This window comes from Palleronia marisminoris (assembly GCF_900172315.1).
Lineage (GTDB): Bacteria > Pseudomonadota > Alphaproteobacteria > Rhodobacterales > Rhodobacteraceae > Palleronia > Palleronia marisminoris.
The window spans coordinates 26,677-45,224 of the sequence record NZ_FWFV01000008.1; the positions used below are offsets into that span (position 1 = coordinate 26,677).

At 67.3% G+C, this 18,548-nt stretch carries 20 protein-coding genes and 1 tRNA gene; 5 read left to right on the top strand and 16 right to left on the bottom strand.

Annotated features, from left to right (window positions below; translation table 11 throughout):
* Positions 1–180: 180 nt before the first annotated feature.
* From PAM7066_RS18685 to PAM7066_RS13415, 5 genes are all read right to left on the bottom strand, one after another.
* A complete protein-coding gene (locus PAM7066_RS18685; protein WP_139215005.1) occupies positions 181–606 on the bottom strand; it encodes an HlyD family secretion protein in 426 nt (141 codons plus the stop codon).
* 13 nt (positions 607–619) lie between these two features.
* Positions 620–844, bottom strand: coding sequence for a hypothetical protein (locus tag PAM7066_RS13400; RefSeq protein WP_085854740.1), 225 nt, complete (start codon positions 842–844; stop codon positions 620–622).
* Positions 845–1,016: 172 nt separating this feature from the next.
* Positions 1,017–1,091 (bottom strand) — tRNA-Gln (locus tag PAM7066_RS13405).
* A gap of 77 nt (positions 1,092–1,168) precedes the next feature.
* Positions 1,169–2,761: a KpsE/RkpR family capsule polysaccharide export protein gene (locus PAM7066_RS13410; protein WP_085854741.1), complete on the bottom strand. Its 1,593-nt coding sequence runs from the start codon at positions 2,759–2,761 to the stop codon at positions 1,169–1,171.
* Positions 2,739–3,398: an ABC transporter ATP-binding protein gene (locus PAM7066_RS13415; protein WP_085854742.1), complete on the bottom strand. Its 660-nt coding sequence runs from the start codon at positions 3,396–3,398 to the stop codon at positions 2,739–2,741. The genes PAM7066_RS13410 and PAM7066_RS13415 overlap by 23 nt, the downstream gene beginning before the upstream one ends.
* Before the next feature lie 220 nt (positions 3,399–3,618).
* Between PAM7066_RS13415 and PAM7066_RS13420 the strand changes: the two genes are divergently transcribed.
* Positions 3,619–4,218, top strand: coding sequence for a uracil-DNA glycosylase family protein (locus PAM7066_RS13420; RefSeq protein ID WP_085854743.1), 600 nt, complete (start codon positions 3,619–3,621; stop codon positions 4,216–4,218).
* A complete protein-coding gene (locus tag PAM7066_RS13425) occupies positions 4,199–4,978 on the top strand; it encodes an SseB family protein (protein WP_085854744.1) in 780 nt (259 codons plus the stop codon). The genes PAM7066_RS13420 and PAM7066_RS13425 overlap by 20 nt, the downstream gene beginning before the upstream one ends.
* 3 nt (positions 4,979–4,981) lie before the next feature.
* Here PAM7066_RS13425 and PAM7066_RS13430 read toward each other — a convergent pair whose 3' ends face one another.
* The 9 genes from PAM7066_RS13430 to PAM7066_RS13470 form a co-directional block, all read right to left on the bottom strand.
* The gene (locus PAM7066_RS13430; RefSeq protein ID WP_085854745.1) at positions 4,982–5,911 is read right to left on the bottom strand and encodes a 2-hydroxyacid dehydrogenase; all 930 of its coding nucleotides are present in this window, start codon (positions 5,909–5,911) and stop codon (positions 4,982–4,984) included.
* Positions 5,908–7,053: a rod shape-determining protein RodA gene (rodA, locus tag PAM7066_RS13435; protein ID WP_085854746.1), complete on the bottom strand. Its 1,146-nt coding sequence runs from the start codon at positions 7,051–7,053 to the stop codon at positions 5,908–5,910. The genes PAM7066_RS13430 and rodA overlap by 4 nt, the downstream gene beginning before the upstream one ends.
* Positions 7,050–8,975: a penicillin-binding protein 2 gene (gene mrdA / locus PAM7066_RS13440; protein ID WP_085854747.1), complete on the bottom strand. Its 1,926-nt coding sequence runs from the start codon at positions 8,973–8,975 to the stop codon at positions 7,050–7,052. Before mrdA ends, rodA begins: the two co-directional genes overlap by 4 nt.
* Positions 8,972–9,508: a hypothetical protein gene (locus PAM7066_RS13445; RefSeq protein ID WP_085854748.1), complete on the bottom strand. Its 537-nt coding sequence runs from the start codon at positions 9,506–9,508 to the stop codon at positions 8,972–8,974. The genes mrdA and PAM7066_RS13445 overlap by 4 nt, the downstream gene beginning before the upstream one ends.
* Positions 9,501–10,436 carry a rod shape-determining protein MreC gene (gene mreC, locus PAM7066_RS13450; protein ID WP_085854749.1) on the bottom strand — a complete coding sequence of 312 codons (936 nt, stop codon included), beginning with the start codon at positions 10,434–10,436 and terminating at the stop codon, positions 9,501–9,503. Before mreC ends, PAM7066_RS13445 begins: the two co-directional genes overlap by 8 nt.
* Positions 10,437–10,469: 33 nt before the next feature.
* On the bottom strand, positions 10,470–11,507 hold the full coding sequence (locus tag PAM7066_RS13455; protein ID WP_085854750.1) for a rod shape-determining protein: 1,038 nt from the start codon (positions 11,505–11,507) through the stop codon (positions 10,470–10,472).
* Between the two features lie 155 nt (positions 11,508–11,662).
* The gene (locus tag PAM7066_RS13460; RefSeq protein ID WP_175484650.1) at positions 11,663–12,646 is read right to left on the bottom strand and encodes a PAS domain-containing protein; all 984 of its coding nucleotides are present in this window, start codon (positions 12,644–12,646) and stop codon (positions 11,663–11,665) included.
* Between the two features lie 122 nt (positions 12,647–12,768).
* Entirely contained in the window at positions 12,769–14,355 is a 1,587-nt protein-coding gene (locus PAM7066_RS13465; protein ID WP_085854752.1) for a 2-isopropylmalate synthase, read from the bottom strand.
* A gap of 187 nt (positions 14,356–14,542) precedes the next feature.
* Positions 14,543–15,139: an ImuA family protein gene (locus tag PAM7066_RS13470; protein ID WP_245749686.1), complete on the bottom strand. Its 597-nt coding sequence runs from the start codon at positions 15,137–15,139 to the stop codon at positions 14,543–14,545.
* Between the two features lie 115 nt (positions 15,140–15,254).
* On the opposite strand from PAM7066_RS13470, the gene PAM7066_RS13475 reads away from it, so the two are divergent.
* The 3 genes from PAM7066_RS13475 to PAM7066_RS13485 are packed head-to-tail and all read left to right on the top strand — an operon-like array spanning position 15,255 to position 17,433.
* Entirely contained in the window at positions 15,255–16,295 is a 1,041-nt protein-coding gene (locus tag PAM7066_RS13475; RefSeq protein ID WP_085854753.1) for an aldo/keto reductase, read from the top strand.
* Positions 16,295–16,906 (top strand): GDSL-type esterase/lipase family protein, encoded by a 612-nt coding sequence (locus tag PAM7066_RS13480; RefSeq protein ID WP_085854754.1) that lies wholly within the window; start codon positions 16,295–16,297, stop codon positions 16,904–16,906. Before PAM7066_RS13475 ends, PAM7066_RS13480 begins: the two co-directional genes overlap by 1 nt.
* The gene (locus PAM7066_RS13485) at positions 16,903–17,433 is read left to right on the top strand and encodes a lipocalin family protein (RefSeq protein WP_085854755.1); all 531 of its coding nucleotides are present in this window, start codon (positions 16,903–16,905) and stop codon (positions 17,431–17,433) included. The genes PAM7066_RS13480 and PAM7066_RS13485 overlap by 4 nt, the downstream gene beginning before the upstream one ends.
* Here the strand turns inward: PAM7066_RS13485 and PAM7066_RS13490 are convergent.
* Together PAM7066_RS13490 and PAM7066_RS13495 are read right to left on the bottom strand one after the other, a co-directional pair.
* Positions 17,430–18,122: an NUDIX hydrolase gene (locus tag PAM7066_RS13490; protein ID WP_276326080.1), complete on the bottom strand. Its 693-nt coding sequence runs from the start codon at positions 18,120–18,122 to the stop codon at positions 17,430–17,432. The genes PAM7066_RS13485 and PAM7066_RS13490 overlap by 4 nt on opposite strands.
* Positions 18,095–18,484 carry a DUF983 domain-containing protein gene (locus PAM7066_RS13495; protein ID WP_085854756.1) on the bottom strand — a complete coding sequence of 130 codons (390 nt, stop codon included), beginning with the start codon at positions 18,482–18,484 and terminating at the stop codon, positions 18,095–18,097. The genes PAM7066_RS13490 and PAM7066_RS13495 overlap by 28 nt, the downstream gene beginning before the upstream one ends.
* Between the last annotated feature and the right edge of the window lie 64 nt (positions 18,485–18,548).

Here is an 18,548-nt window from a genome sequence, read left to right on the forward strand (position 1 = left end):
ATATCAAAGGCTGCAGCCATCAGTGGCTATCCCTGCCTCTCAAGTGCGTCTGCGGTGCCGATCGGATGAAGCAATGTTAGGTGAAGCCGGGCCGGTTCAGACTGCACCAAACAGGCGGGTAGGGCCATTGGCCGCAGTCGGCGCCGGGGCTGTGAATGCGTCGGCCGAAACCTGCGTTAATCAACCGAAGAGTTCAGAGATGGTTCGCGCGTTGAAGGTCGATAACCTCGGTCGTGCATCCTGACCTACATGCACCTGATTTGTATGGATTGTCTGGACCCTCCTTGCAATGACTAGCGGCCGGTCATGCGGCACGATTAAATCGATCTCGGATAGGCGTTCGCGCGCCTCGGAAGCCTGCACGACCGGTCCGCCGATCTGTCGTTCGAGCCGTGCGGCTTCGCGGCGAAGCGGCAGGACCCCGCTCGCCTCACCCCGACCTCGGTCCGACAGAGATTGTTGCCCCTCGAGCTTTTCACCGATGAGTTCGACTTGAGATTCAAGGCCCGCCTGTTGCGCTTCGATGCCCTCGATTCGGTGGCAGATCTGCTGCTTTCGAGCGGAGAGTTGTTTGACATTGGCTTCGACCGTCTCGTTTTCGGGCACCGAACAGACTTGGCTAGTCCTCGATGAGTTCTGCGAGTTCGAGGTCCGGCTCGGCCCATTCCAGAAGATCGGGATCGAAGGTCAGATCGTCAGCCCGATCGCGATCGGCCGTCAGGCGGCTCTGTTGCGCGAGTAGCTCGCCGTGTTGGCTGCGAGGAGAGATCATGCGGCTCTGCAATTGCGTGGTGTCTAGACGGATCAGCGGATCGCCTGCCTCGACCATATCGCGTTGCTGCATGAGAAATTCTTTTCCCATGCCGCCATCGGGTTGTTGGACAACTTGGCGGTTCTAATTGCCCTCGATCTGGTCAGTCGAGAAGAGGGTGGTCACGCACCCTTGTGTCGCACTGCAAATCCGACTCCCTGCCGCATCAGGGTTTCAGCTACTTATCATTGCCTTACGATAAACTTGGCTGGGGTGGTAGGATTCGAACCTACGATACACGGTACCAAAAACCGATGCCTTACCACTTGGCTACACCCCAACGGTGACGCGGTTTCTAGAAGGAGCGCGCGGGGGGTGCAAGAGGGGCGGGCGGAAAAAATCCGCCCCCCCTCGGAGCTAGCTCGAGACCTGTTCGCGCAGGATCGAGGCGGTCAGAGACGACATGAGGTAGATGCCGGAGAAGATCAGGAACGCCAGGAGCGTGTTCTCGAAGGCCCGGGGATAAGTGGGCTCGTCCGGTGCGATGGGGGTCACCCCGAGCGAGAGGTAGCGCACCTGCCGGTTCGCCTCGATCCGCGCGGTTTCGAGCTGTTGCAGCGCCTGCTGCATCAGCGCAGTGCGGGTCTGCAGGTCGGTCTCGGCGACGCGCTGCTCGGCCGAGACACGCGCAAGTGAGGCCACGTCGCCACTGCCATCCGTCATCTCGCCGCGCAATTCGTCGATCATCGCCTGCAGACGACCGATGTCGCCCCTGACGCCCGCGACGCGTGCCTCATTCGGACGCCGGTTCGACAGCAGCTGTTCAAGCTCGAGCCGCCTCTCGCGCAGCTGGGTCTCGAACGCGGTGACCTGGGTCATGACGGAGCCCGATTCGGCCACCGGATCGAGAACGCCCAGCTGCTCCTGTAGCTCCAGTACCCGGTTCTGAGCCGAGAGCATCTTCTGCTCGGCCTCTTCGAAGCTGTCCCGCGCGCCGGCCATCTGATCCTCGCGCAGGCGCTGGGTCAGCTGGTCGACCCGTTCCTCGGCATACTCGATCAGCAGGTGGCTGTACTCGGCCGACGTGGCGGGGTCGGCGGCAATCACCTCCATCTTCACGATGCCCTCGGTCGGATCGTAGCCGATCTGAACGACGTCGCTATAGAGGTCGTACGCCTCTTCGTTCGTGGCGTCGTCGGACAGGCGCTGGATCGGGTCGATGAAGGGCTGGCTGAAATGCGCCTTGAAGCCGGCATCCTCGTCTAGGCGCAGCATTGCGTCGCGCGAGGTCAGGTAGGACTGCACCGTCATGGAATCCTGCGAGGTCGCGAAGCCGGTGCCCGAGAACAGGCCGCCAAGGGCGGTGCTGCCAGCGCCGTCGGCCTGCTGGATCACGAATTCGGTGTCTGTCGCGTACATGGGCGTGGCGATGTCGTAGTAGTAGTACCCAGCCACGAAGCTCGGCAGACCCACGAAGAACAGCAACCTCGCCCCCAGATAGGCCAGCTTTCGGCGACGGCGGCGGGCGATGTCGCGCTGGATCACCTGGATCTGGGACAGTTGCCCGCCGCCGTCCGGGTCAGTCTTCGACGGCACCTCGGACGCTGGCACCTTGTTCGGCTCGGCCTTCCGGGGCAACTGGACCTTGTCCACCGGTTTGACCTGGCGGGCCGCGTCGGGGACGATCAGCTCAAGCATGCTGGACCGCTCGAACGGGTCGACCCCCTTCAGGCGGAGTTGGCGCACCGCGTCGTGATCCGAAGTGGCCGCAATGTCGTGCTTCTGCGCGAGGCGGCGCGCCATTCGCAGCTGGCGGGCGGTCAGGCCCTCGTTCTGGATCGCCGAGAGGTCCGTCTCGGGCGGGTTGGGTGCGTCCTCGACCTTCGCGCGCTTGACCACCCGGATGCCAACGGCGCCCGCGGTGTCCTCGACTGGCGCCGCCGGTTCCCCGTGCACAAGCGGTTCGTCCTTGCGAAGGCGAAACCTCTTAGGCTTTGAGTTCGTAGTCATAAAGACGTTTCGCCTCCTCGAGGGATTCGAACATGTGAAGCTGCCCTTTCATCAGCACGGCGGCCGAGCGGCAGAATTTCTCGAGCACCTCTGGTTGGTGCGAGACCACGATGATCGTCGCGCTTTCCAGCCGCTGGCGCAGGAGCTGGCCGGCTTTCCTGTTGAACTCGACATCCGTGGTCGAGGGCATCCCCTCGTCGATCAGGTAGAAATCGAAGTCGAGGGCCAGTAGCAACGCAAAGCTCAGCCGCGCACGCATTCCAGCAGAATATGTGCCGACAGGCATGTCGAAATACTCACCCAGGTTGCAGAGCCACCTGCAGAACGCCTCGAGGTAGTCGGGGTCGAGCCCGTATAGCCGCGCGATGAAGCGCGCGTTCTCGTTGCCCGACAGGCGGTTGATGACACCGCCCATGAAGCCGAGCGGAAACGATATGCGCGAGGTGCGGCGAATGTCGCCCTCGTCGGGTTTCTCGAGCCCCGCCATCATGTTGATGACCGTGGTCTTGCCGGTCCCGTTGGGCGCCAGGATGCCGAGCGAGTTGCCTTGCTCGACGCGAAACGACGCCCGGTCGAGGATGACCTTGCGTTGCGTGCCCGTCCAGAAGGACTTCGAGACTGTGTCGAACTCGATCATCCGCGCCTGCGTCGAGAGAATACGAAAGCCGCTGCCCGATCTGGCTTGGCCGAGTAAAAGTGAGCCCCGGGGAGTAGTTCCGGTTTCTGGCCACAATATGACCGAGAGTCTTACCAATCGAAAAAGCTCGGGACAGTTTTCGCATCATTCCACGAAACGTGATCGCGACGGGGACCCGGCCCAGCTTGCCCGCACCCATGCCCGATCGTAGGGGCTGCACATGGACGACCTGATCCCCCGCCTTGCCGCCTGCGAGATCTGCGCCGAGCGGTTCGCCGCGACCCGGACTGCGCACCGCCCGAACCCGGTCGTCTGGTTCCGCCCCGGGGCCCGGCTGCTGATCGCCAGCCAGGCGCCGGGGATGCGGGTGCACGAGGCCAACACGCCATTCTGGGACCAGTCGGGCAAGCGCCTGCGCGCGTGGCTGGGTCTCGACGAGACCGCCTTCTACGACCGCAGCCGTGTGGCCATCGTGCCGATGGCCTTCTGCTTTCCCGGTTACGACGCCAAGGGCTCGGACCTGCCGCCGCCGCCCGTCTGCGCCAGAACATGGCGCACGCCGATCCTGCAGGGCCTCGACAGGGTCCGCTGCACGATCCTGATTGGTGGCTACGCGCAGAAGTGGCATCTCGGCACCAAGGCCGGCGTGACCGAGACGGTCCGCGACTGGCGCGCGCACGCACCAGAGGTCTTCCCCTTGCCGCACCCGTCCTGGCGCAATACCGCATGGCTGAGGAAGAACCCGTGGTTCGAGGCCGAGCTGCTGCCCGTCCTGCGCGCCCGGGTGAAGGAGGTTATGAATGACGACGCCGCTCGATGACGCACACGCCGCGATGGAGGCCGCTCCGGACGATGACAACGCGCGGCTCACGTTCCACGACCGCATCGCGTCGTCCGAACTGTTCTTGCTGCTCACGAAAGAGCCCGAGCGTGGCGGCGCCCTTGACCCGCGCCTCTTCGACACGTCCGAGGGGCGTTTTGTGCTGGCCTTCGACCGGCTGCCGCGATTGAACGAGTTTGCCGACGGCGGCGCGCCCTATGCCGCGTTGCCGGGCCGGACGCTGGTGCAGATGCTGTCGGGGCAGGGGATCGGCCTTGCGCTCAACCCCGGCGTGGCACCCTCGTCGCACCTGATGGGACCCGATGCGGTGACCTGGCTTGCCGAAACCGTCGCCGACGCGCCGACCGAGGCCGAAGAGGTGCCGCAGGACCTCACCGCGCCGAAGGGCCTGCCCGAACAACTGCTGACCGCGCTCGACGGCAAGCTCGCCTCGGCGCAGGGGTTGGCGCGGATGGCCTATCTGACGGGGGTGACGTGGAAAAGCGGCGCGAAGGGTCACCTGCTGGCCTTCATCGAGCCCGCGCCAGGTGCCGAAGGGGCGCTTGCCCGCGCGGTGCGTGAGGCGCTGGTGTTCTCGGGCCTCGAAGCCGGCGCCCTCGACGTCACCTTCTTTCCCGCGAGCAGCCCCGTCTCGGCGCGTCTCGCCCGCGTCGGCCTGCGCTTCGACATTCCCAAATTCGAACCGGCCGAGCGCAAGGCGCCCGGAAGCGACCCCGACGTCCCGCCGCGCCTGCGCTAGGCCTCAGTACCCCCGCGCGCGGTCGACGAGATGCAGGATGGGCTCGCCCGCCATGGCGCGGGCGGTGTTTTCGGCCACCACGGGGGCGGCAGTCTCGGGGCGGGTGGCCGACGCGATATGGGGCGTCACGGTCACGCCGGGATGGGCCCAGAATGGGTGTTCCGCGGGCAGGGGCTCGACCCGGAACGTATCCAGCGTCGCGTGGTGCACCGCCCCGGTTTCGAGGGCCGCCAGAAGGTCGGCATCGACGATCAGTCCGCCCCGCCCGGGATTGACGATGACCGCGCCGCCCGGCAGGTGACCCAACGCGGCGGCGTCGATCAACCCGTCGGTTTCGGCGGTCAGCGGTAGCAGCAGCACCAGGATCTCGGCCCCGCGCAGGACCCGTGTGAGGCCATCGGCCCCCGCGAGGCAAGTGACGCCGGCGATCTCCTTGGGCGAGGCGGACCACCCGGACACCCGGAACCCCAGCGCCGCAAGCTGCGCGGCGCAGGCGGAACCCAGCGCGCCCAGCCCAAGCACGGTGACTCCCCGGTCGCGTGCCAATGGCGGCACAAGTGGGTCCCAATGACCATCCTGCGCCTTGAGAACCGCGTCCATCCCGAGGTGATGGCGCAGAGCATGGCCCGCCACGTATTCCACCATCCCCTCGGTCAGGCCCGGGTCGACCATGCGCGCAAGCGGCTGGGTGAGGGTCGTGTTGCCGACGATCCCTTCGACCCCGGCCCAGAGCGACTGGACCAGCCGCGCGCCCTGATAGGGAGCGAAGTCCTGCACCGGGCCGTTCGGCGCGCAGACTATCACGTCCACCTTGTCCGGGTGGTGATGGCGGCCCAGATCGACCTCGAGCCCGCGCGCGGCGAAGCTGCTGCGGAGCGGTTCCTTCCACTCGGGCCACGCGGCCTCGGCGGCCGAGAAGAGAACCCGGATCATCGGCTGCGCAGCCGGTGGACATGGGCGGACTGGACCAGTCCGAAGCCGCACATCAGGACCAGCATCGCCGAGCCTCCATAGCTGACTAGCGGCAGCGGCACACCGACGACGGGCGCAAGGCCCATCACCATCGCCATGTTCACCGCGAAGAACAGGAAGAACGTCGTGCCGATCCCGAGCGTCACCAGCGCGCCGAACCGGTCGCGGTTCTGCATGGCAGAAACGATGCAGAACACCACGATGCCGATATAGACTGCCAGCAACGAGACGGCGCCGACGAAGCCGAACTCTTCCGCCAGCGTGGTGAAGATGAAGTCGGTGTGCTTCTCGGGCAGGAAGTTCAGTCGTGACTGGGTACCCTGCATGAACCCGCGCCCGGTCCAGCCGCCCGATCCCAACGCGATCTTTGACTGTGTGATATGATAGCCCGAGCCCAGAGGGTCGGATGCCGGGTCGAGGAACGTGTCGATCCGGCGATACTGATAGTCCTTCAACAGCTGCCACGGGGTGCCCCGGGACGAGAATACGGCCGTCACCGTGCCCACTCCGCCGGCAATCGCGATGCCCCAGTACCACCAGGAGACGCCCGCGCAGAACATCACCGCGCCGCCTCCCATGATCAGCAGGAGCGCCGTACCGAGGTCGGGTTGCTTCAGCACCAGAAGCGTCGGCAGGGCGATCAGGATCAGCGGCGGGATCACCCAGATCGGATTCGACACCTTCTTGACGTCGAGCCAGTCGTAATAAGCCGCCAGGATCATCACGAGGGCGATCTTCATCAGCTCGGACGGTTGCAGGCGCATGAAACCCAGGTCGATCCAGCGTTGCGCGCCCATGCCGACGGTTCCCGCCACCTCGACCCCGACCAGAAGGGCGAGCGATGTCAGGTAGGCCAATCCTGCCATGTTCCGCCAGAACCAGATCGGCACCATGGCGATCAAGAACATCGCGGCACAGCCCACGGCGAACCGCTCCATCTGCGGTTCGGCCCAGCGGTCGATCGATCCGCCGGCGACGGAATAGAGCATCAGGAAGCCGGCGCAGGCCACTGCGCAGAGAAGCAGGAACAGCGGCCAGTTCAGGTAGAGCACCTTGGAGAGGCCGGTCGGAACCCGCTTGAGGTTGTTCTCGAGGTAGCTCACACGCGGCTCCGGCGATTTTCCGACGGGCGGAAGTCGCTGCGCAGGTCGAGCCCGGCGAACAGCTCTTCGATCTTTCCGCGGTCGTTCGAGGGGTAGGACTCGAGCGGCGGAAGCTCGCCGTGCAGCGCGAACAGCATGATGTCCCGGGCGACCGGGGCTGCGGCGCTCGAGCCGCCGCCGCCATGTTCGACGATGACCGAGACCGCGTATTTCGGGTTGTCGTAGGGCGCGTAGCACACGAACAGGCCGTGGTCGCGCTCTTCCCACGGCACATCCGCGTTGTTGACCACGACCGAGCGGACCTGGCTGGTGCCGCTTTTTCCGGCCATCGTGAAGCCCTCGCGCTCGATGCGCGAGCCATAGCCCGTGCCCCGCCCGGTATTCGAGACCGCGTACATGCCCTTGCGGATCAGCCGCAGGTGCCCCTCGTTGAGATCGAGCGGTTCGGCGCCGACCACGGGCGTTTCCACACCGTCGATCGACTTCACCAGCCTCGGCTTGATGCGGGTGCCCGATGCGATCCGCGCCGTCATGACGGCCAGCTGCAGGGGCGAGGACAGCACATAACCCTGTCCGATCGCGGCGTTGAGGCTGTCGCCGACCCGCCATTCCTGACCATAGCGCTCGCGCTTCCATGCCTTGTCGGGCATGACCCCGGAGGTCACGGCCGACATGGGCAGGTCGAACTCTTCGCCGATGCCGAACTTGCGTGCCTGCTCGGCAATGCGGTCGATGCCCACGCGCTGCGCAAGCTCGTAGTAGAACACGTCGCAGGATTGCTGGAGGCTTTGTTCCAGGTTCATCCGGCCGTGCCCGCCGCGCTTCCAGCAGTGGAAGCGGCGGTTGCCCAGCTCGGTATAGCCGCCGCAGTAGATCGTCTCGTCCGAGGACAAGAGCCCGCTTTCCAGTGCGGCGAGGCTGACCAGCATCTTGAAGGTCGAACCGGGGGGGTAGGCGCCCTGAACCGCCTTGTTGGCCAGCGGACGATACTTGTTGCCGGTCAGGTCACCATAGTCGCTGACCGAGATGCCGCGGACGAACTTGTTCGGGTCGAAGGTCGGCGCGTTGCCCACGGCCACGAGGTCGCCGGTCTGCACGTCCATCACGACGGCCGCCGCCGACAGGCCAAGCGCCAGCCGTGCCTCGGTGAAGTTCTGCAGCTTGCTTTCGACCGTCAGTTGCAGATCGGTGCCCGGTACGCCCTCGTCGCGGTCGAGCTCGCGCATGACGCGGCCGGCGGCGTTGACCTCGATCCGCTTCGCGCCGGCCTTGCCGCGCAGGTCATGCTCGTATTTCTGTTCGACCCCGGTCTTGCCGATCTGGAACTTGGGGATCTGCAGCAGCGGGTCGTCGTCGTCGATCTTGCTGAGGTCGTAATCCGAGACCGGGCCGACATAGCCCACCACATGCGCATAGTCCGGCCCCAAAGGGTAGTTCCGCGTCAGGCCCACATCGGGCGTGATGCCGGGCAGGGCGGGGGTGTTCACCGCCACGGCCGCGAGATCGTCCCAGCTGCGCTGGTCGGTGACGGTGACGGGCACGAAGGACGAGCGGCGGGCGATCTCCTTCAGCGTCCGCTCGATCTCGTCGTCGCCGATATAGATCAGCTGCCGCAGCTTCTCGAGCGCGGCCTCGACGTCGCCCGCGTCCTCGCGCACGATGACGATCCGGTAGTTCTGCGAATTCTCGGCCAGGGGAATGCCGTTGCGGTCGAAGATCATCCCGCGGGCCGGCGCCAGAAGGCGCATGTTGATGCGGTTCTCTTCGGCCAGCAGGCGGAACTGGTCGGCCTGCTCGACCTGCATCTGCTGCATCCGCCAGCCCAGCACGCCGGCGATGCCAAGCTGCACGCTGCCGAGGACGAGGCTGCGGCGCGTGACGCGGCCTGCCGAGGTCTCGGTATCGCGATTGGTACGCTTCATGTGCGGGCCTCTGCATCACGTTCGTTGGGGCTGGGCGGCCGGACGCCGAAGACGAAGGCCGTCGCCATCACCGCCAGCGGGTAGACCGCCACGGTGGTCAGATATTCCAGCAGCGTGGCCCCGAGGCCGGGCTGCGGCACCATAGTCACGGCCAGCATCAGGGCCTCGCCCGCATGCATCGCCAGCAGGACCGTCGCGATGAGCAGCCATTCCAGCGGGAACGGCTTTTCCAGCGTCAGGTGGCTGCGGCGGCGCAGGAATTCAGTTCCCAGCACCGTCGCCAGCGCCCACAGACCCAGGGGGCGCATGAACACCACGTCGGCGAACAGCGCGACACAGGCGAGCAGCCACAAGGGCAGGTAGTCGGGACGTCGCAGGATCCAGGCGAATGCCATCACGACGATCAGGTCCGGGGCCGGCCAGCCGCCCGATGGTCCCATGAAGGGCAGGATCCGCACGAAGACGAAGACGAAGGCGACCGCGACGAACAGGGCGCGGAAGCTGGTGCGGCGCAGGGTGATCGGGTCAACCATCGGCAGCCTCGGGTGGAAGGGCCACGATATCGGAGGCATCGGACGGAAGCGCCACGGTCTGTTTCTCGCGCGCGGGGGCCACGAGGCCTCCGGTCGCCGCAATCCCCTCGGCCGGCGCGGACCGCAGGACCCGCAGGAACTCGAGCCGCTCGTAATCGGCCGCGAGCCGCACGCGCAGCCGGTCGTCCGCCCCCTCGACGGCGGTGCCCACCAGCAACCCCGCCGGCAGCACGCCGCCGTCGCCCGAGGTCACGATACGGTCGCCGGGGCGGACCCTGTCGTGGCTCTCCAGGAAGTCGAGCGGCGGGGCAGGCGAGTTGTCGCCCGCCACGATCGCCCGCTGTCCCGAAGGCTGGATCGCCACGGGTACGCGGCTGTTCGAATCCGTCAGCAGCACCACCCGGCTCGAGGTGCGCCCGACGCCCGAGATCCGACCGACCAGCCCCAGCCCGTCGGTCGCGGCCCAGCCATCCTGGATGCCGTCCCGCGCGCCGATGTTCAGCAGCACCGACTTGCGGAAGGGCGAACCGCTATCGGCCAGCACGACGCCGGTAATGAAGGTCAGCTTCGGATCCAGCCGCACCTTGTTCAGGTCCAGGAGCTTCGCGTTCTCCTGCTCGAGCTGGAGCGCGGCCTCTTTCCACGCCTTCATCTGCTGCAATTCGCGACGCAGCTGGCGGTTCTGCTCGTGGATGCGGGCGTAGCTGTGGAAGTTGTCGACCATCCCCGACAGGCGCGTGACGGGCAGCAGCGCCCAATCCATCGAGGGGACGACCTGGTCGACGATCTGCGCCCGGATCCGCTCGGCCCGGGGGCCGTCGATGCGCCAGAACAGGAAGATCGCGAGGAACAGCACGACCAGCGTTCCGACGAGGATACGTCGAACCGGCCGCGTGTACTGCTCACGCTCGTGGGTGTGTCTGGCCATGCGGTGCGTATCCCCAACCGCAACAGAAAAAAATCAGCTGTCGTAGTCTATCACATGCCGGAGCTGTTTTTCATATTCGAGGGCCTTCCCGGTCCCCAGCGCCACACAATTGAGTGACTCGTCGGCAATCGACACCGCCAGCCCCGTCTGCTCGCGCAGGGCGAGGTCCAGTTCGCCCAGAAGCGCCCCGCCCCCGGTCAGCATAACGCCGCGGTCCACGATATCGGCGGCAAGATCGGGCGGCGTGGTCTCGAGCGCGGTCATCACCGCCTCGCAGATCTGCTGCACCGGCTCGGCCAGCGCCTCGGCGACCTGGGCCTGGGTGATCTCGATCTCCTTGGGGACGCCGTTCACCAGGTCACGGCCGCGGATCTGGATCGCGGTGCCGCGCCCGTCATCGGGCATCCGGGCCGAGCCGATGGTCGTCTTGATGCGTTCTGCCGTCGCGTCGCCGATCAGCAGGTTCTGCTGGCGGCGCAGGTAGCTGACGATAGCCTCGTCCATCCGGTCGCCGCCGACCCGGACCGAGCGCGCATAGACGATGTCGCCCAGCGACAGCACCGCCACTTCGGTCGTGCCGCCGCCGATGTCGACGACCATGTTGCCCGTGGGGTCGGTGATCGGCATGCCCGCCCCGATGGCCGCGGCGATGGGTTCGGGAATCAGCCCGGCGCGGCGCGCACCGGCCGAGATGACCGATTGCCGGATCGCGCGCTTCTCCACCGGCGTCGCGCCGTGAGGCACGCAGACGATGATCTTCGGCTTCGAGAAGGTCGTCCTGCGATGAACCTTGCGGATGAAATGCTTTATCATCTCTTCGGCCACGTCGAAATCGGCAATCACGCCCTCGCGCATCGGCCGGATCGCCTGGATCGAGCCGGGCGTACGGCCCAGCATCAGCTTGGCGTCCTCGCCCACGGCCAGCACCTGCTTGCGCCCGTCCTTGACGTGGAAGGCGACCACCGAAGGCTCGTTCAGGACGATTCCGCGCCCCTTCACGTAGACGAGGGTGTTCGCTGTCCCTAGGTCGATCGCCATGTCAGACGAAAAAAGACCGGTGAAGCTGCTCATATTCTATTCCCACTTCCACGCTGCGGCACGCCACAAGTCCGGGCCTTATAACAGCAGAGCGGCGAGGGAAAAGGGTCGCGGCGCGCTAAAAAATGGGCCATTTACCACAATCTCGCTTGCGCAGCGCCGCTCGGCAGGAACCGGCTCACGATCCCTCAGAATCGCGACGCGGTGAAGGCCATCCGCAGACCGCGCCCGGTCCAGCCGATTTCCGGCTCTGCCCCCGTGGCGGACAGCATGCGTCGGATCAGGTCCAGCCCCGATCCTCCGGACAGCCCGGGATCGGGGGCGGTGCGGCCGATATCCTCGTCCCAGACGATGTGCAGGTCGTCGCGTTCGGACCGCAGGTCCAGCGTGATGCGACCCTCGTCGACGGACAGCGCGCCGTGCTTGATCGCGTTCGTCCGCAGCTCGCCCAGCACCAGCGCCAGAAGCTGTACCGACCGGTCGCCGATCAGCCCGGTGGGCAGGGGGCTCACGGTCAGGCGCGGATCGCGGCCCTCGCCCTCGAGCACAACCGAGACCACCTGGCCGAGAGTGCCGGAATTTTCGGCCCCGTCAGTCAGAAGCCCCTGCGCCCGGTCGAGGTTGAGAAGCTGGCGCTGGAAGCTCCGCTCGAACTCGGCCAGCGAGGTGCTGCGCCGGGCGACCAGCTTCGCGATCGACGCGACCACGGTGATCAGGTTCTTCAGCCGGTGCTGCGCTTCGCGCGCGACGGCTTTCTGCATCTCGACGTCGCGCTCGGCCGCTTCGAGCCGGGCAGTGGCGTCGGGGTCGGGGCGCGCGGTCGAGACGACATGCGTGATCCGCCCCGCCCGGTCCCGCACCGGCGAGATCGAGACGTCCCACAGCCGGGTCGCCCCCGTGTCGCACCGCGCCTCGAACCGGGGATGAGCGCCATCCAGGGCGCGGGACAGCGCGTCGAGGGCGTCCGCGCGGCTCTCGTCGGACCAGAGCCTGTGCCACGGCTCGCCCAGTACCGATTCGTCGGTGCCCAGGCCAGCCAGGCCGTTGTCATTGACGAAGGACAGGGCGCCGTCGGTTTCGATTACCGCGATGCAATCGCGGCTGTGGTTCAGGATCGCCAGCAAAGCGCTGTCGAGACTGCACTCGAGAGCGTGCACAAAACCGCCGTCCACTTTGGTGCCCCCTTGATGCGGATGGTCCCCGATCCCGCCCGCGCAGGATACCACGCGGGCGGGCTGGCGCCATCCTGATCGGAAGGGCTAGCCGGTTTTCGCTCATGGCCCGGGGAAGGGGCTCAGACCGTGTCCTTGTAGCTGACCGCCCGCGTGTCCGAGCCTTCGGCCGTCGTCCGCCGCTTGACCAGCAGCCGGTTCAGCGCCGCGATATAGGCCCTCGCGCTGGCCACGACCGTATCGGTGTCGGCCGACTGCCCCGAGGCGAGCCGCCCGGCTTCCTCCAGCCGCACGGTCACGGTAGCCTGCGCGTCGGTTCCTTCCGTCACGGCGTGCACCTGGTACAGCTGCAGCCGCGCCGAGTGATCCACCAGCGCCTTGATCGCGTTGAAGGTCGCGTCCACCGGCCCGTCGCCCTGCGCCGTCACCTGCTTGTCCACGCCGTCGATCGTCAGCGTCAGATCCGCCGATTGCGGCGCCTCGGTCCCGCAGATCACGCGCAGGAACTTCAGCTCCAGCGCGTCCTCGGCCGCCCCCTGCGCCTGGACGAGCGCCTCGATATCCTCGTCGTAGACCTCTTTCTTGCGGTCGGCCAAGGCCTTGAACCGCACGAAGATGTCCTGCAGCTGGTTGCCCTCGACGTCGTGGCCCATCTCTTTCAGCTTCGCGCGCAGGGCCGCGCGGCCCGAATGCTTGCCCATGACGAGGCTCGTCTGGCTCAGGCCGACATCTTCGGGGCGCATGATCTCGAAGGTCTCGGCGTTCTTCAGCATCCCGTCCTGGTGGATGCCGCTTTCGTGGGCGAAGGCGTTCTTGCCGACGATCGCCTTGTTGAACTGGACCGGGAAGCCCGCCACCGTCGCGACCCGGCGCGAGATGTGCATGATCTTCTTCGTGTCGATCCGCGTCGAATAGGGGATGATGTCCCCCCGCACCTTCATGGCCATCACGACCTCTTCGAGCGCGGTGTTGCCCGCCCGCTCGCCCAGGCCGTTGATCGTGCACTCGATCTGCCGCGCGCCGCCCTCGACGGCCGCCAGACTGTTCGCCGTCGCCATGCCGAGGTCGTTGTGGCAGTGCGTCGCGAAGATCACGTCCTCGCCGCCCTCGACCTCGGCGATCAGGCGCCGGATCAGGTCGGCGGATTCGACGGGCGCGGTGTAGCCCACCGTGTCGGGAATGTTGATCGTGGTGGCTCCCGCCTTGATCGCGATCTCGACCGTGCGCTTGAGGTAGTCCCACTCGGTCCGCGTCGCGTCCATCGGCGACCATTGCACGTTGTCGCAGAGGTTGCGGGCGTGGGTCACCGTCTCGTGGATGCGGTCGGCCATCTCGTCCTGGGTCAGGTTCGGGATGGCGCGGTGCAGGGGCGAGGTGCCGATGAAGGTGTGGATGCGGGGTGAGCCCGCGTGCTTCACCGCCTCCCAGCAGCGGTCGATATCCTTGAGGTTCGCGCGTGCCAGCCCGCAGATCGTGGCGGTCTTCGACCGCTTCGCGATCTCGCTGACGGCGGCGAAGTCACCCTCGGAGGCGATGGGGAAGCCCGCCTCGATAATGTCGACGCCCATCTCGTCCAGAAGCTCGGCGATCTCGAGCTTCTCGGCGTGGGACATGGTGGCGCCGGGCGATTGCTCGCCGTCACGCAGGGTGGTGTCGAAGATCAGCACGCGTTCGGGTTCGCGGGCGACGGCGGCGGTATCGGGGTTCATGGGGGTGGTCCTTGATGATGCTTCGTCTTGTCTCGTCCGGCGCTTTGTCCACCCCTGAGCGGCGCGCCGGAAGGGCACGCTCAGAGGCGGGTAAGAAGAAGCAGGCCGGTGTTGCGGGTCATCATCATGAGGCGCATGATAGCGGGCGTGCCCGGGATGAAAAGCCCCGAATTGCCGCGATGTCAGATCAGGCAGAGGCGACCGACCGCCCGCGCGCGTCGATCTCCCACGTTCCGGGGGGCGCCGTGCGGTCGCGCAGCCGCTCGATACTCCAGGCGTCGCGCTCGGGCGCGCAGGCGGGGGACAGCGACCAGCGGCTTTCGACCCCCGGTGCCGCGCCCTCGGGCGTCATCAGAAGGGCCACCGGCGCGCATCCCTTCTCGGCCCCCGTCTCGGCGGCAAGGTGCAGCCGCCGCACCGGCGTCAGGCCGGGCGGCCCCGGAAGGTCCGCCACCACCAGCGGCACCGCGCCCGAACGCAACACCTCTTCCACCGTCCATAACACGTCCTCGGCCCGCTCGGGCGAGACGAAGGTCAGCCGCCCGGGATCGAGCCAGCGCGAAAAGCCCGGCGGGTTCGGCCGCACCCGGCACCACGCCGGCGCGATCCAGAAGACCGGCCCACGGCAGGCCGCCGCCGTCAGAAGCGCGAAATAGCGCCGCGAGGCGCCGCAGACTTCATGCGCCCGGGCGGTGGCAAGCTCTGCCCCTTCGGCCGGGACAAGGGGCGGCGTCGCGGCCCGGCTGGGGCGGTTCGACAGAAGGTGAGGGGCAAGCGCGTTCATACCCGTGACTCTAGGATGTTCCTTATATGTTCTCAAGCGGCGCAGGGTCACATATGGCCCTTGAGTTTTCCGCCCCGAACCCTTCCCTTGCGGGCGACGAAAAAAGGGGACCGACATGAAGCGCATCGAACTTGGCCGGAGCGGGATCGACGTACCGAACTGGTGCCTGGGCACGATGACCTGGGGGCGCCAGACCCCGGAAGACGACGGCCACCGCCAGATCGACATGGCGCTCGACCACGGGATCGACTTCCTCGACACCGCCGAGATGTACCCGGTGAACCCCGCCAGGGCCGAGACCGTGGGCGCGACCGAGACCATCATCGGCAACTGGATCCGCCGCACCGGGCGCCGAGACGAGCTGACCATCGCCACCAAGATGCTGGGCCCGTCCGAGATGGTCCGCGACGGTGCGCCGATCACCCCCGACCACCTGCGCGAGGCGCTCGACGGGTCGCTGACGCGGCTGGGCACGGATTGCGTGGACCTCTACCAGTTCCACTGGCCGAACCGCGGCTCGTATCACTTCCGCCAGAACTGGACCTACAACCCGACCGGGCAGGACCCGGCCGAGGTCAGCGACAATATCGACGCGGTGATGGACGCGCTGAAGGACCTCCAGTCCCAGGGCAAGATCCGCGCCTTCGGCCTGTCGAACGACTCCGCGTGGGGCGTCGCCCGCTGGTGCCAGGCCGCCGAGGCCCAGGGCGGGCCCCGCGTCAGTACGATCCAGAACGAATACTCGCTGCTCTGCCGCCTGTTCGACACCGACCTCGCCGAGGCCTGCCACCACGAGGGGGTGACGCTTCTGGCCTATTCGCCGCTCGCCTGCGGCCTGCTGTCGGGCAAGTACCAGGGCGGCGACATCCCCGAGGGATCGCGCCGGTCGATCAATGACGGGCTGAACGGCCGGGTCGGCCCCCGCTGCGACGCCGCCATCGAGGCCTATCTCGAAATCGCTCGCCGTCACGGGCTCGACCCGGTGCGCATGGCGTTCGCCTGGGTCACGACGCGCCCGGTGCCCTCGATCCCGATCTTCGGCGCAACCACGACCGAGCAGATGGAGCACGCCATGGCCGGCCTCGACACCACGATCCCGGAGGAGGCGCTGGACGAGATCGAAGCCGCGCATCGCGCCAACCCGATGCCGTTTTGATGCCGCACATCCTGATCTTCGGCGACAGCAACACCCATGGCAGCCAGCCCGTCGGGGCCGCGCTGTCGCCCGACACCCGCTGGGCCGGCCACCTTGCCCGCGAGTTGGGCGCGGACTGGCGGCTGACCGTGGACGGTCTCCCGGGGCGCACCTGTGTCCATGACGATCCGGTCGAGGGCGCATGGAAGAACGGGCTGACGGTCCTGCCGGCCAGCCTCCAGACCCACGCGCCGCTGGACGGGGTGGCGATCATGCTGGGCACCAACGACCAGAAGGCGCGGTTCGGGCTGTCGGGGCTCGAGATCGCGCACACCCTCCGCCCGCTTCTGCAGATGATCGCCCGCCTCGCGCCCGGTGCGCGCCGCCTCGTCATCTGCCCTCCGGCTGTGCGCGAAACCCCGCTTTCGACCCCGATCTTCCTCGGGGCCGAAGCGCGCTGCGCCGACCTGCCGGCCCGCATGACCGAGATCGCGGTCGAAGAGGGGGCCGCCTTCTTCGACGCCAACACCGCGATCGGAACCGACCCGAACGAGGGCGTCCATTTCGGCCCCGAGGCCCATGCCGCCCTGGCTCGCGCGCTCGGCCCAGCGTTCCGCGAGCAGTTCGCATGAGGCGCATCGTAGCCGGCCTTGCGCTGCTGGTCCTCGCCGCCTGCGCGAGAGAGATGCCTCTGGCGCCGGTCCCCAGCTACCGCGACAGCAACGTGATGATCGCCTCGATCGCGTCGTTCGATCCCGCGCGCTTTGCCGGGCGTTGGTACGAAATCGCATCCTTCCCGACGCCTTCCCGACAGGGCTGCACAGATGCGCAGTCCACCTACGCTTTGGTGGCCGAGGGGCTGCGGGTCGTGAATACATGCCTCCGCGGCGGTCGCGCTGAGCGGATCGTGGGCACGGCGCGCGTGACCGGTCCCGGCCGGCTCGACATGCAGCTCGACGGGGTGCTGGGCACGTATTGGGTGCTCTGGGTGGACGAGGGCTATCGCACGGCGGTCATTGGGATGCCCTCCGGCCGGGGCGGCTGGATTCTGAACCGCGACCCGACGATTCCGCCCGACCGGCTGGCTGCGGCGCGCGAGATCCTCGACTTCAACGGGTACGACCTGTCGCGCCTGCGGATGACCCCGCAAAGCCGCTAGCCAGGCGGGCGAGCCGCATCCTTCACAGCCTCTTCGGGGCCGAGGAACGGCACGCGGTCGGGCGCGGACAGGTCCGGCAGTCGCGCCGCGATCTCGCCCAGGGCAATGGCGGTGACGAAGGGCAGGTCGAGCTTGCGTGCCGCGTCCAGTTCTACCCAGGCCAGGTGGCGAAGCTCGCCGTCGCCGCGGGAGACGTCGTCGGGATCGCCGGCCAGCCGCTCCGCCGGAAGCACGAAAAACCGCGCATCGAAGCGCCGCGGGCGACCCGGCGGGGTGATCGCCCGGAAGACATAGCGCAGGTGGCGCGCCTCCGGCCGGTGCCCGGTCGCCGCGAAGTCCCGCCAGCCCGGCGGAGCATCGGACCATGTTCCCCGGGCGCCGGCGATCTGCCCGGTTTCCTCCCACAGCTCGCGGATGGCGGCGGCGGCAAGCGCCTCGGGCGTGGCCTCGCCGGCCCGGTCGAGGCGGCTGCGGCAGGGATCGGGCAGGGGTGAGGCCAGCGGAACCTCCGCGTCGCCCGGATCGACGGAGCCTCCGGGGAAGACCACCTTGTTCGGCATGAAAGCCGCCGCCCCGCCGCGCCGACCCATCAGCACCCTCGGCCGGGTAGCCGCGTCACGTACCACGATGACGGTGGCGGCGTCGCGAATCCGGTCCGCCGTCAGAATCCGTGCATCCTCTTGGCCCACTGGAACCCCACGATCGCCCCCTTGATCCGCGGCAAGAGGTAGAGCGACAGCCCAACGCAGGCGGTACAGAAGATCGTGGCCAGCACGACGGGTTCAGGACGGAAGGCGACGAAGATCCAGTGCATCAGCGGCGCCATCAGGTGCCCGACGATGAGGATGGTGAGGTAGGCCGGCCCGTCATCGGCCCGCGCCGGCGAGAAATCTTCGCCGCAGATCACGCAGTTCTGCCGCAGCTTGAGATAGCCCCGCAACAATGGCCCCGATCCGCAATGTGGGCAGGTGCGACGAAATCCGCGCATCAGCGCCGGCCGCACGGTGCGCTCGACGTTGGTCTTTGTGTCGCTGGTGGAGCTGTCGAACATGGATCGCCTTCCGCTATTGCAGCCCGAGCTAAGCCATGGCGGGCGTCAGAACCAGAGGGCGCGA